11 protein-coding genes are annotated in these 13,401 nt (G+C 59.8%); 6 read left to right on the top strand and 5 right to left on the bottom strand.

From position 1 onward, the window contains the following. The first annotated feature begins 63 nt into the window (after positions 1 to 63). Positions 64 to 639 (top strand): GGDEF domain-containing protein, encoded by a 576-nt coding sequence (locus ACZ1GS_RS15785; RefSeq protein ID WP_472696120.1) that lies wholly within the window; start codon positions 64 to 66, stop codon positions 637 to 639. A gap of 31 nt (positions 640 to 670) precedes the next feature. On the opposite strand, the gene gpmA is transcribed toward ACZ1GS_RS15785, so the two are convergent. The 4 genes from gpmA to ACZ1GS_RS15765 form a co-directional block, all read right to left on the bottom strand. Further along, complete coding sequence (gene gpmA, locus ACZ1GS_RS15780; RefSeq protein ID WP_472696119.1) at positions 671 to 1,357, bottom strand: 2,3-diphosphoglycerate-dependent phosphoglycerate mutase; 687 nt, start codon at positions 1,355 to 1,357, stop codon at positions 671 to 673. 85 nt (positions 1,358 to 1,442) lie between these two features. After that, positions 1,443 to 2,459 (bottom strand): HupE/UreJ family protein, encoded by a 1,017-nt coding sequence (locus tag ACZ1GS_RS15775; RefSeq protein ID WP_472696118.1) that lies wholly within the window; start codon positions 2,457 to 2,459, stop codon positions 1,443 to 1,445. Next, positions 2,443 to 3,276 (bottom strand): peptidyl-prolyl cis-trans isomerase, encoded by an 834-nt coding sequence (locus ACZ1GS_RS15770; RefSeq protein ID WP_472696117.1) that lies wholly within the window; start codon positions 3,274 to 3,276, stop codon positions 2,443 to 2,445. The genes ACZ1GS_RS15775 and ACZ1GS_RS15770 overlap by 17 nt, the downstream gene beginning before the upstream one ends. A gap of 40 nt (positions 3,277 to 3,316) precedes the next feature. After that, on the bottom strand, positions 3,317 to 5,227 hold the full coding sequence (locus tag ACZ1GS_RS15765) for a DUF3604 domain-containing protein (RefSeq protein ID WP_472696116.1): 1,911 nt from the start codon (positions 5,225 to 5,227) through the stop codon (positions 3,317 to 3,319). A 682-nt stretch (positions 5,228 to 5,909) separates the two neighbouring features. On the opposite strand from ACZ1GS_RS15765, the gene ACZ1GS_RS15760 reads away from it, so the two are divergent. The 5 genes from ACZ1GS_RS15760 to ACZ1GS_RS15740 all read left to right on the top strand — a co-directional run bounded on the left by ACZ1GS_RS15760 (position 5,910) and on the right by ACZ1GS_RS15740 (position 12,678). After that, a complete protein-coding gene (locus tag ACZ1GS_RS15760) occupies positions 5,910 to 8,378 on the top strand; it encodes a TonB-dependent receptor (RefSeq protein WP_472696115.1) in 2,469 nt (822 codons plus the stop codon). A gap of 155 nt (positions 8,379 to 8,533) precedes the next feature. Continuing rightward, positions 8,534 to 9,694 carry an iron-containing alcohol dehydrogenase gene (locus tag ACZ1GS_RS15755; RefSeq protein WP_472696114.1) on the top strand — a complete coding sequence of 387 codons (1,161 nt, stop codon included), beginning with the start codon at positions 8,534 to 8,536 and terminating at the stop codon, positions 9,692 to 9,694. Beyond that, positions 9,663 to 10,130, top strand: a complete 468-nt coding sequence (locus tag ACZ1GS_RS15750; RefSeq protein ID WP_472696113.1) for an acyl-CoA thioesterase — start codon at positions 9,663 to 9,665, stop codon at positions 10,128 to 10,130. Before ACZ1GS_RS15755 ends, ACZ1GS_RS15750 begins: the two co-directional genes overlap by 32 nt. Positions 10,131 to 10,571: 441 nt before the next feature. Then, complete coding sequence (locus ACZ1GS_RS15745) at positions 10,572 to 11,486, top strand: DMT family transporter (protein ID WP_472696112.1); 915 nt, start codon at positions 10,572 to 10,574, stop codon at positions 11,484 to 11,486. A 19-nt stretch (positions 11,487 to 11,505) separates the two neighbouring features. Next, complete coding sequence (locus ACZ1GS_RS15740; protein ID WP_472696111.1) at positions 11,506 to 12,678, top strand: winged helix-turn-helix domain-containing protein; 1,173 nt, start codon at positions 11,506 to 11,508, stop codon at positions 12,676 to 12,678. 27 nt (positions 12,679 to 12,705) lie between these two features. Here ACZ1GS_RS15740 and ACZ1GS_RS15735 read toward each other — a convergent pair whose 3' ends face one another. After that, on the bottom strand, positions 12,706 to 13,275 hold the full coding sequence (locus ACZ1GS_RS15735) for a hypothetical protein (protein WP_472696110.1): 570 nt from the start codon (positions 13,273 to 13,275) through the stop codon (positions 12,706 to 12,708). Positions 13,276 to 13,401 lie beyond the last annotated feature (126 nt).

Genomic DNA, 13,401 nt, shown 5'->3' with positions numbered 1-13,401 from the left:
AAACTAAAGCTCGGGAAGCAATAAAATATAGTAAATCCGTGTAACGGCAAGAGGATATTCAGATTGACCGGCGATGCTTCCAATAATGCAGAAGACCAGTCGGGCTGTGCCCATTGTGCCGCGCTGGAGGCTCAGAACGCCCAGTTGAAAGAGCAGCTCGCCGAAATGGAGCAGCGGGCGCATCACGATGTGCTGACCGGTTTGCCCAACCGGCGCTATTTCATGGAAAGTCTCGAGCACCGGATCAAGCGCTGCGAGCGCTATGGGGACAATACCGCGTTGCTGTTTCTCGACGTGGATGATCTGAAGAAGGTCAATGACAGCCTCGGCCATGCCGCGGGTGATCTGTTGCTGTGCCGGATGGCTGGCATTTTGCGCGAGAATATCCGGCTGTCCGACATGGTGGCCCGCATTGGCGGCGATGAATTTGCGATGCTGCTCGACAATCTGGATGCCGAACAGGTCGACGCGAAGATCGACTATCTGCTGACCCGGATCAAGGCCGCCAATGTCCAATATGAAGGGCAGACCCTGCAATTTGGCGCGGCGATCGGCTATAGTTTTGTCGGTCCAAAGGATAATGTCGCCGGGCTGATGTCGCAGGCGGACGCCGCGATGTACAAAGCCAAGACAAAATAGCCGGAGCCGGAATCAGCCGTGGATTGACCCCCTAGCGCTCCGACAGATAATAGCGCTCGAGGGCGTTGAGGTCATCGTCCAGATCATAGACGATCGGTTGTCCGGTGGGGATTTCCAGTCCGGTAATCTCGTCATCGGAAATGCCCGACAGATGTTTGACCAGCGCGCGCAGGCTGTTGCCATGGGCGGAGATCAGCACCCGTTTGCCCGATTGCAGTTCCGGGGCGATCCGGCTTTTCCAATAGGGCAAGACCCGGGCAATCGTATCCTTGAGGCTTTCGGTGGCGGGCACTTCAATGCCGGCATAGCGCGGGTCGTTGGACATCTGATATTCGCTGTCGGCGGCCATTGGCGGTGGCGGGGTATCAAAACTGCGGCGCCAGATATGGACCTGCTCGTCGCCATGCTTGTCCCGGGTTTCCTGCTTGTTGAGACCGGTCAAGCCGCCATAATGCCGCTCGTTGAGCCGGTAGTTTTTCTCCACCGGCAACCACAGACGATCCATTTCCTCGAGCGCAAGATTAAGCGTCTTGATCGCTCGCGATTGCAGGCTGGTGAAACACAGATCGGTCTCAATCCCCTTGGCTTTCATCAGCCGCCCGGCTTCCCGGGCTTCTTCCACACCCTTTTCGGTGACATCGACATCCCACCAGCCGGTAAACCGGTTTTCGAGATTCCATTGTGACTGGCCGTGGCGCAGAAGGATGAGTTGGGGCATGGTTTGTCCTGTTTGATTATGGTTGTTCCGCCTTAGCGGCGGGAGGGTGACTCGCCAAGAGGCTAGATGGGTCGCTCCGGCAATCTCAGGCAATTATCCGGTCGAGACAATAATAGGCGCCCAGGCTACCGATGAGATAGGTCGCGGGCATCACGATCCACCGCTCTTCGACAACGCGCAGTCGGTGGATGATCGCCAGCAGCGCGAGCACCGCCAGGACGAACAGGATCTGGCCCAGTTCGACACCGAGATTGAACAAGAGCAACGCCCAGAGCTCCTCGCCCTTTGGAAGGCCAATATCGGCCAGCGCCCCGGCAAAGCCGAGACCGTGAAGCAGCCCGAACAAGAGGGCGATCAGCCACGGCCGTTCAATCGTGATACTGGTCTTGCCGGCGCGCTTGCGGACAATCTCGACCGCGAGGAAAAAGATCGACAGCGCGATCAGCAGTTCAACCGGTCCGCCGGGCAGGGTGAACAGGCCGAGCGCGGTGATCGCCAGCGTGACGCTGTGCCCGAGGGTGAAGGCGGTGACCACCCAAAGAATCTGCCGTCGGCTGCTCAGCAGGACAAGACCGAGCACAAACAGCAGATGATCCCAGCCGAACAGCATATGCGCCGCGCCGATCCAGAGATAATCCCGGACGGCAGACCCCTCGGCCACGCTGAGATCCAGGCTGGCCCTTGCGGGACGCAATATATGGGTGCTGCTGTCCTGACCGGGTCGGCTGATCCGGACGAAGACATCGGTCAGCGTGCGGTCCAGACCCTCAATAGTCAGCGTACCGCGATCGAGCGTGCAATGGGTGGTCCAGCTTTCGACAATCGCGGTGCCGGTGACGACCTGCTGGGTGGCGCCGGGCAAGGCGCATTGGTCGGGCAAAACGGGCCGCATTTTCAGTTTGCGGCCGGACAGGACCGGCTGCTTCCAGACAACCGCAACTTGGCCGTCGGCTTGCTGATCGAGATCCAGCGCCGCCGGGCGCACCTCATGGGCGGAGCCGGGTGCAGCCACCAGCAGCGACAGCAGGCCATAGCAGAGCAGCCACCAAAGCCGGCGCCAGAGCAGGGCCTGGTCCGGCTCGCGGTCACTCTGCCGCTTCAACGATCACCTCATAGCCGCTGACCAGCTCTGCAATCGCGTCCTTCTTGGCTTGCGCGCTTTGGTCTTCTTGCCAGGCCGCGAGCACCTGTGCGCGGATCGGTTCAAATTGGGCAGCGGCGGCGGCGTCAACGGTCTCCACCCGCACCAGATGCAGCCCGTAAGCCGATCCGATCGGTGTGCTCCATTGGGCGGCATCGAGAGCGAACAGGGCGCGGGCGAAATCGGGACCGAACAGGCGCGTGACTTCGCTTTCGGGAATCGCGGCATAGCTGCGCTTCTGGATGAATGGATCGCCGAGACTCTTCCAGTCTGCTCCGGCGGCCAGGCGGCTGCGCGCTTGCAAGGCGATGGCCTCAATCTTCCGGCCATGGGTTTCCGGGCTGAAATACACATGTACGAAGCTCCGCCTTTCGGGGGCAGCGAAGCGGTCGCCTTGCTGGGTGAACCACGCTTTCAGATCGCTATCCGAGGGGACCGGCGCCGCGCTTTCGCTGCCGACCAGAAAGTCCATTTTCTGGGCGAGACGGCGGCGAATGATCGTGTCATCCTCGCCCAGACCGAGGCGCTGCGCCTCGCGGACCAGCACTTCTTCCTGGACATATTGATCGATAATATCCTGGCGATCCTGTCCGGTCGGCAGGCGCCCGGCCGTGTTTGCCCAGATCATCGCAAGCCGGTCCATCTCGGCAGCGCTGACCGTGATCGTCCGGCCCTGCTCTCCCTGATAAGAGGCCCACAGCTGATGGCCGACGACCAGCGCAAGCCCGATCAGGACAAAATGCACGATCGGGTCGCGGAGCAGTTTCGGAATGGCCATTATGTTCAGAGCAACCTTGATTGCCGTTGATTAGATAGTGCTATGCCGTCGGGACATACCAGATCGGCGAAGACCAGGCGCGTTCCTGAATGGTTTTCTGCAACGCCGGGTTGGGCGGAACGCCCGCGCGGATCGCGTCCCAGGTCGACCAGCGGCAAACCGGATTTTCCAGCACCCGGACATAATAGGACGCGCGTTGCCCGGCCTGATGCTCGGGATCGGTCCAGAATGTCTTGAGTTCCGGTGCGCCCTTGTCGGTGGAGATCGAGCAATCGGTCAGATTCACCGTCGCGCCATTGTCGGGGCAGCGACCGGCGGCATCGGGCTGTCCACCATCACTGCAGGCGACGTCGAAAATCTTTTCATTGACCTGGCCGCCGTCGGTCCAGACCTTGATGATCTGGATGCGCTGCAGCGGGGCGCTCATCGCATCGCGCATCGCCCAGACGATAAAGCCCGGCGCCTTGCCGCTACCGGCATCGGCACCCAGCAGATCACCACCCATTGCAACGCCGTCCTGATAGGCCTTCGAGACCATCTCGGGATCGTCGAGCATCGCGGCGTCCCAACCGAAGCCACCGAAAAAGCGCAGCTTGATCCGCGTGCCGGTGGTCGCATAGGTTTCCTTGCGCCGCATTGCGTCAAATATCGCTTCGCGGGTATTTTCTTCCGCCCAGACTGCAGCATAGCCCGAGGCGCCCCAGCGCGCGAACCAGTTTGCGGCGCGCGGATCGAGGGTCACCCCTTCCCAGCTTTTCTTGCCGTCGGGCGGGACCGAACCGCGGGCTTCGGGCGTGCCGTCGACGACGCCGACCTTGGACCAGAACTGCTTCTCGTCAAACGAGCCGCCGGCGACATGGGTATCGGTCGAACCGATCAGGCCGAAGCGGTAGGGATTGGCGCCAACGCTGTCGGCGAGGAGCAGGCCATTGCCGTAGGCTTCCCTTATATAGCTGCCCTTGACGTTGGATTTGATCTGCGACGAGAGCAGATATTCATAAATACCGAAGTCCGCCCATTCGTCATTTGGTGACAGCGCCGGATGGGTTTCGGACGTGCCCTTGACCTGGGTGATCTCGGCGATCGGTTCGTTGCGCATCCGCTGATCGGCATAGGCCTTGGTCAGCGGCTGGCCGTTATAGGTTTCCATCTTGAACATCTCGCCATCGGAGACATTGCTGTTATGCGGGATCGACAGGCCGTCAAAGCCGGCTGCGCGCTGATCATCCATCCACGCCCAGAGATCTTCGGGATTGGTCGAATCCAGCGTCCCGAATGGCATGGCAGGGGCGTCACCGCGGAACACGACATTGCGGTGGAGATTGCCACCGGCAAAGCCGCCGCCCTCGCCGCGGGTGATCCGGGTCGCGGTATATTCATAAGCGGCGAACGTCGTGAACTTGCCGGGCTGGTTATATTTATTGGCCGCATCGATCGTCGCTTGCCAGACATTGCCGACAATCTCGGGATCATAGACGCCCTCCATCTTGCGCCCGTCGCGCACCGCACCGCCAATCAGCTGAAATGCAGCGATGATCTTGTCGGGATCGGCGCTGAACATGTCCTTGGCCATGTCGAGTTTCGAAATTTCGGTGCCTTCGGTGTCCATCGCCGGCAGATGGCCGAGATAGGCGGCATGATCGGTCACCGCCATGAAGTCGAGCGCCGGGCCTTCCAGCTTGAGATCATAGCCAGAAGGGTGGGTGATGGTTTCCCCCATGCCGAACTTATAGGCATCTTCCGGGGTCGTCCGGACGTTGAAAATATAGGCATCGAAGCTGTTGCGGGTATGGATGTGCAGATCACCAAAATAGACATTGCGATCGGGATTGGGCTGCTCGGCTGTTTCGCCGGGCGCCAGCGGCGTCTCAACTGCATCCGCTGGTTCGCTGGCATCCGAGCAGGCCGCCAGCGCGCATAGCGCCGCGAGTCCGAGAATCCGGTTGGTCATAATCATCCTCCTGCGCGTCTTGTGCGCGCTCCCCTGATATCGCTCCGGCTGCTGTCCTGTTCGACTCGATTAGGTTCACAGCTTCGCAAACGATCTGTTCCATCAATACAACGGCAGATTGTTTTCTGTCCAGAGGATCCTATCTGTGGTTGCTTTCGGAGCCGGACTGCCGGACTGAAGCCGGCGTAACCGTTGCCCATAAGACCATCCCCCAAACCCCACAGAGTGGCGGGCATCGGTTACAACTTTTTGTCATCGCGCCGGGTTTTCGTCATTGCGCGCGCTGCGGACCGGTCAGAATAGGCGGTCCCAAAGGCGATTGTCCCGGTTTTTCAGCATGTGGTGGCGCTGCATCTAGTGCCGTGCCTCTGTCAAAATCCTGTGTCTTTTACTCAATATCCCCACCAGATATGCGATAACGGCCTGAAATTAGGCGAATATTCACCATCCTGAGAATGTAACATTTTTGCCACGAAATTGAATTTTCTGCAGTCTTCCGTCGATCACACGTTGATTTAATCCCCTGATTAATCGACTTACACGCTTGATCCGTCGCAAAAAGATCACCTCGCCCCAGGGAATGACATGCGACGATCTGTTCAACGGGAGAAGTTTGTTATGAAGAGTTTCAATAAAATTTTGATGGCGGCGCTGTGCAGCACCGCAATTACCGCGCCAGTCTATGCGCAGGATCTCGGGTGCCGAGGAAGTTGATGACAATGTCATCATCGTGACTGCAACCCGCCGTGCAGAAGATGTCCAGGACATTCCCATCGCGGTGACCGCTGTGAGCCCTGTTCAGCTCGAACAGCAAGGCGTCGTCAATGTCCAGAATATCGGCAGCGTATCGCCAAGCTTCTCGACCTCCAATGCGCAGATCGCATCGGGTTCGGTGGTTTTGCGTATTCGCGGTGTCGGAACGACCTCCAACAATATCGGTTTTGAATCCGCAGTCGGCATTTTCGTCGATGGCGTTTATCAGTCTCGTCCGGGCGTTGCGCTTTCCGAATTTGTCGATGTCGAGCGGGTCGAGGTTCTGCGTGGACCGCAGGGCACTTTGTTCGGCCGCAACACATCAGCGGGTGCGTTGAACATCACCAACAAGCGTCCTGACGTCAGCGAGTTTAGTGGCTTTGCCAATGCGAGCTACGGCAATTACGACCTGATCAGTGTCCAGGGCGCAGTCAACGCGCCAATCGTGCAGGACACATTGGCAGTGCGTCTGACCGGTGCCTATCGTCAGCGCGACGGCTATATTGATGTCGTCGATGGCGCGGGCAATGATATTGGCGATACCAATGATGTCGATCAGTATCTCATCCGTGGCCAATTGGGCTATGAAGGCGATAGCGGTCTGACCGTGCGCCTGATTGGTGACTATTCGAAGAGCACATCGAGCTGCTGTGGCGCCGTGGAATTGCTGCAATCTCCGGTTGAAACCGGCGGGGCCTTTGCCCTGGTCGGTCTTGGCGCGCGCGGTGGTATGGCTGCACCGAATGTTTCCGCCACGCCATTCGACCAGACCGCTGCCGAGCAGGCGCTGGACGACCGGATTTCAACCCAGAGCTTCATTCCGCAGGCGGATGTCGATCAGTGGGGCATCAGCGCCGAAGTCGAATTCCCGCTCGGCGACAATGCCGACGTGATCTACATCGGCTCCTATCGCGATTTCGAATCGGTTGAATCCTATGACTCGGACTTTTCCGGCCTGGATATTTTCAACGTCGACCGTCTCAACACCGACATCCGCACGACAACCCACGAACTGCGCTTCCAGGGTGATCTGTTTGACGGCCGTTTGAGCTGGTTGGTCGGTGCCTATTATTCCGACGAGAAAATCCGTCAGCAGACCGACTTCTCGCTGGGCACGGATTATGATGCGCTGGTCGGCGCCCTGTTCGGCGGTGCAGCTGGGCCGGCTCCTCTGGCATTGTTCTCCGGCGGCATCAGCCCCGCTTCGGTGACCGCAACCAATGCTTATGCCCAGGATAGCGAAAGCTTCTCGGTATTCACCCACAATACGTTTGAAATCACCGACAGCCTCGATTTCACCGTGGGCCTGCGTTATTCGGACGAAAGCAAGACCGGAAGCTTTAGCCAGCCCGCCGTCAACAATGCGCTTTGTCCGGCGATCGCGTCCAACGTGACCGGCACACCGCCAGCGGGTGCGGCGCCTGCGCCGCCACTCGGCACGGCATTGGGCAACGGCCTGTTCGGAACCGGTTGTTTCGCTTTCGTTGCGCCGGCTGATCTTCCGGGATCCGCGACCGCACCGGGCAATGGTCTTCCACTGCCGCGCACCTTTACCGGTGATTTCAGCGACAGCGAGCTGATCTGGACGGTCAAGGCCTCCTATGAGTTTGCTGATCCGATCAATATCTATGCAAGCTTCACCCACGGCTACAAGTCGGGTGGTTTCAACCTCGACTCGACGGCCGCCGTCAGTGGCGCGGATCCGCGCTTCCTGTCGGAAGAAGTGGATGCTTATGAAATTGGTCTGAAGGGCAAGTTCCTCGACAATGCGATCACCCTCAACCTTGCGGCTTTCTACGAGGAGTTCTCGAACTTCCAGGTGCTGGAATTTACCGGCGCCCAGTTCCAGACCTTCAACGTTCCGAAAGCGGAATCGCAGGGTGTTGAAATTGAAGCGGTTATCCGTCCGGATGACAATTTCACCGTCAACGCGGGCGTCACCTATACCGATGCAAACTATCCTTCGGATTGTGCCGGTACGCAAACGTCCAACAACGTGCTTTCGCTGTGCGGAAACTCGCTGACCAACGCGCCGCAGATTGTCGCCATTACCGGCGCCACCTACGAGCGTGATCTTGGCAATGATCTGGACTTCTTCCTGAACGGCCAGGTCCGCTTCGAAAGCGATCGCCGGACCTCGACCCAGGCGTTTGATCCAGCCGATCTGACGACCCGGACACCGGTTCCGTTTGATGTTCAGGACGGCAATGTCAAAATCAACCTGCGTGCCGGCATCGGCAGCCAGGATGATAGCTGGGGCATTGAAGCCTGGGTTCAGAACCTGACCAACGAAACCACCCGCGGTGTGACGTTCAACACCGTATTGCGGTCTGGTTCGCGTTCGGCGTTCCCGCAGGAGCCACGGACATTTGGTGTGACCCTTCGCGGCGCATTCTAACAGACCCAACATGAGTTTGGGGGCATTTCGTCACCACAAGAAGGGGCCGGATTTTCCGGCCCCTTTTTTATGGGGTAAATTCTCCGGGATCAGGCCTGACCGATGTTTGTGCCGGTTCGGGTTGCACGGCGGCAAAATCGGTGCAAAACAAAGGCATGACCAACTATAGTTTCCAATCCGTTCCGGTCCTTCATTTTGGTGAAGGCTGTCTCTCGGTGCTGGCAGAACAGATTCGTGCGCTCGGCGGATCCCGGCCATTGATCGTCACCGATCAGGGCATTGTCGGGGCCGGCCTGATTGCGCCGGTCGAACAGACGCTGTCCGATGCCGGGATGACGGTGGCCCGATTTGATGCGGTGATTGCCGATCCACCGGAAGCGATTGTCGAGCAGGCGATCGCCATGGCGAAACAGAGCGATGCCGATATTGTCGTGGGCCTCGGCGGCGGCAGTTCGCTCGATACCGCCAAAGTGGTTGCGGCCCTCGCTGTCGATGGCGCGCAGGACTTGTCGGCCATTTATGGTGTTGGCCTATTGGCCGCCAAAGGGCTGCCGACGATCCTGATCCCGACAACATCGGGCACCGGCTCAGAGGTCACCGCCATCTCGATCCTGACCACCGGAGAAACCACCAAGGCGGGTATCGTGTCTCCGCACCTGTTTGCCGATGCGGCGATCCTCGATCCGGTTCTGACCGCCGGTCTCCCTGCCGATGTCACCGCCGCGACCGGGATTGATGCGATGGTTCACGCGATTGAGTCCTATACCGGCCGGCACGCGAAAAACCCGATTTCGGACATGCTTGCGATCGAGGCGCTGAAACTGCTCACCGGGCATATCGAACAGGCCTGCCATCACGGCGGCGACATGGTCGCGCGCGAAGCGATGCTGCGCGGTTCGATGCTTGCCGGGCAGGCCTTTGCCAATTCCCCGGTCGGGGCGATTCATGCGCTGGCCTACCCGCTCGGCGGCATCTATCACATTCCGCACGGGCTCTCGAACGCGCTGGTAATGCCGCATGTCATGCAGTTTAACCTCGACCAGGCCGCGCCGCTTTATGCCGAACTGGCGGAAGCCCTCAACATTCCGCGATCAGGCCCGAACAGCGCCGAAGCGCGGGCGCAGGAATTGATCGATGCGCTCGAAGCGCTGGCGGTCCGGGTCAAGGCGCCCCGGCGTCTGCGGGATGTCGGCATTGCGGAAGCGGCGCTTGACGAACTGGCGGAGGCGGCAATGCTCCAGACCCGGTTGCTGGTCAACAACCCGAAAGACGTGCAGCTGGCCGATGCCCAGAGAATTTACGCCAATGCCTGGTGACAATGGGCGCACGGTCCCGCCGCTCTGGGACGATTATCGCGACGGATCGGCGATCACCACCCGGTGGAACGACAATGATCCCTACGGCCATGTCAACAATGCGGTCTATTATTTGTGGTTCGATTCGGCGGTCAATCGCTACCTGATCGAGAAGGGCGCGCTCGATATCGAAAAGAGCGACGTCATCGGACTGGTGGTTCAGACGTCCTGCGAATATTTCGCGCCGATTGCCTTTCCCGATCTGGTCGAAGCGCGCATCCGCGTCGAGAAACTCGGGCGGACCAGCGTGACCTATGGCGTGGGCCTGTTCCGTGAGAACGAGAAGACCGCCTCGGCGGCGGGCCGGTTCACGCATGTCTATGTGGATCGGGCCACGCGGCGGCCAACCCCGCTATCGACTAATCTGCGTGCTGCGCTGGAAGCGATAGTGGTTTAGGTGTTTGTTTCGAGTGCGGGTGGCTGAGGGAGGAGAGTCTTTTTTAACCTCAGGCGCCGGGCGGCGACATCCGTCGCCTTGGCTACGCGCCATAAGGCGCGGCGGCCGGTCGGCCTTGCCTCCGCTGCGCGTCGGTTTGGTGACAGCCTGGAGGGTTTCAACCGAGCGAAGCGAGGCAAGCGCGACTGCGCGCCCGAGCTTATGCGAGGATAGCCAAGGGCGCGGATGCGCCCGCCCGGCGCCTGAGGTAAAACAAAGAATCCCCGCGCCCGGCGCTTGAGGTCTAAAAAAACACCTCCCCTCCGCCGGCCACCCGCGCTCGAAGCCAAAACCTCCCAAGCCGCCGACCGACCATTCAGAAGAAATCCTGTGCGATCTCGCGGACAGCCAAAGGGGGTATATAACAGGCTGGACAATCGCAGGCCCCGGTCCGATAGCGGCATGATGAATTCCCGGTCGCCCATATCAGAAAGCCCCGCGGTGTTGCCAATCGGGTCGGTGCTGACCGGTCTCGCCTTTTTCAATCTGATGGACGTCGCGATGAAAAGCCTCAGCATCGCGCTGGGTGCCTATAACGCGATCCTGTGGCGGGTCTTGCTGGCGCTGATCATTATCGGGACCGTCTATTTTCTGCGGCGACCCAAAATGCCCGGTCCAGCGGCGCTGAAAATCCATCTCCAACGCGGGATCATCACCGTGTTCATGGCCTATTTGTTTTTCTGGGCGCTGGCCCGGGTGCCGATTGCCGAAGCGGTGGCGCTGTCGTTTATCGCGCCGATCATCGCGCTGTATCTCGCCGCCGTGTTCCTCGGCGAAACGATTCACCGCAACGCTATTCTGGCGTCCATTCTGGGCTTGGCCGGGGTCGTGGTAATTGGTTGGGGAAAAATGGCAGGTGCCTATACGGAGGACGAATTGCTCGGCTTTGGCGCGGTTCTGCTGTCGGCTCTGCTCTATGCCGCGAACCTCGTGATCCAGCGCAGCCAGGCGTTGCTCGCGGACCCGGTCGAGATCAGCTTTTTCCAGAATCTTGTGGTCGGGATCAGCTACGCCTTGGTCGCGCCCTTTTTCGCGGTTCTGCCGGGGGCAGAATTTGCGCCCACCCTGCTGGCGGCGGCGTTGCTTTCGATTGTCTCGGCGATGTTCATCGCCTGGGGCTATGCGCGGGCACAGGCGAATATCCTGATCAATCTCGAATATAGCGCCTTTGTCTGGGCGGCTTTGTTCGGTTGGCTGTTCTTCGCCGAACCGGTGACCATTCCGACGGTGGTCGGCACCGTGCTGATCGTGGCGGGCTGCATGCTGGCCTCGCGGCGCAGCAAGCAGCCGGCGCATGTCGAAACCACGGTGATCTGAGCGGATGCCGCCGCCGGGGATGAAAACACCGCTGCCAATTGCCAACCGCCAGGCGCGCTGGCTGTGGCTTGCCTCGCAGGGCTTGTCCGACACGCCGACCGGGCCGCTCGATCTGTTGCCGATGATCAAGCGTCTCGGTTTTGTGCAACTCGACACGATCCGCAATGTCACCCGCGCGCATCACCATATCCTGTGGAGCCGCAACCAGAATTATCGCGAACCGATGCTCAATCAGCTCTTGTCGGACCAACGCGCCCTGTTCGAGCATTTTACCCATGACGCTTCGGTGATCCCGATGGACTATTATCCGATGTGGCAACGCCAGTTCCGGCGCCTGGGGGAACGGTCCCGGCGATCGCGAAAAATCGCCCCGGAAGAGCTGGCCGCGATCAAGGCCCGCATTGCGGCTGATGGCCCTTTGTCGACTCAGGCCTTTGATACCAAGATCACCGGCAAGAAAGAAATGTGGGCGCGGCCACCGCACAAGCATGCGCTCGATCAAATGTGGTATGCGGGCGAACTGACCACGGCGCATCGCGTCAATTTCATCAAATATTATGATCTGGCCGAGCGCGTCATTCCGGCTGATCTGCACAGTCAGGAGCATGACGACGCTATCCAGCAGGACTGGCTCTGCCGGGCGGCGCTCGATCGCCTCGGCTTCGGGTCAGCGGGCGATATACAGCGGTTCTGGGCGGCGCTCGATGCCCGGGAAGTGAAGGCCTGGCTGGCGCAGGTTTCCGATCAGCTGGTGCCGGTTGCGGTGCAGTCGCATAGCGGCGATTGGCTCAACATGCTGGCGCCGGCGGATATTGAAGACCGGCTGAAGGCAGTCCAGCGACCGACATCGCGGCTGCGCATCATCAACCCGTTCGACCCGGCGGTCCGCGACCGGACCCGATTGGCGCGGTTGTTTGGCTTTGCCTATCGCAACGAGATGTTCGTGCCGGCGGCAGAGCGTCAATTTGGCTATTATGTCTATCCGCTGCTTGAAGGGGACCGGTTTGTCGGGCGGATGGAAGTGCAGGCCGACCGGAAAAAGGGATGCCTGACCGTCACCCAGCTATGGCTTGAACCGCGCACGGTCTGGACGCGCCAAAGGGCAGAAAAACTCGATACGGAACTGGCGCGGCTGGGGCGTCTCGTCGCCGCCGATTCCGTGCAATGGACTTGCGAGAGGCCAAGGGGCTAGCGGCTCATATTGACCGCTGCAGCCGGTTTATTTGACGACACCGCTAAATTGCAACTTGCCCGAAGCGCCGGCGGCAATGGCCTTGGAAAAGGTCCACCGGATGTGGGTAACGTCGCTGGGCTGTGCCGCGCGGGTCTGGTTGCCCGTCGCGGAAGGGACGGACACTTTCAGCGCCGTGAGCTTGCCAAAAGTCTTGCCGCCGTCAACCGAGACGACCGCCCAGTCTTCGGCCACGTCGGAAAACCCGACCGCCGGGTGAACGGGATTATTGACCACAAAACCGGTCGCGGCCTTGTTGCCGCGATTATTATAGCTGTTGATGAACAACAGCCTGTCGCCGGGCACCACTTTGACTTCATCGGCAGAATGGTAGGTCGTGACCGTTTTGCCATCGGCCTGTTTCTCAGACCGGACGATTTTGACGGTGCTTTCAATCTTCACGTCGGCTTGCGCGGCGGCCTGCAGTGCGATCGGTGTCACTGGCGCTGCATGGGCGGCTTCGGCGGTTGCGATGCCCATCGTCAGCATCGCGCCGGCGAGCGCCGCTTCGGTGAAAATAGCCCTTTTGGTCGACATGGTGATACTTCCCTGGTCCATAGTCCGGCCCAAAAAAGCAGGACCGCAACTCAATTGGTTCAAAATATGGAACATCTTGGTTAACGATGGGTTAAAATGGCTGTTTAAGGCTGCGTTCATGGCCCGGCTCCGATTATCGATGCCGAA

It is taken from the genome of Parasphingorhabdus sp. W113, from assembly GCF_055693205.1.
Note: the sequence above shows the minus strand (reverse complement) of the source record. Positions and strands in the feature narration are given on the sequence as shown.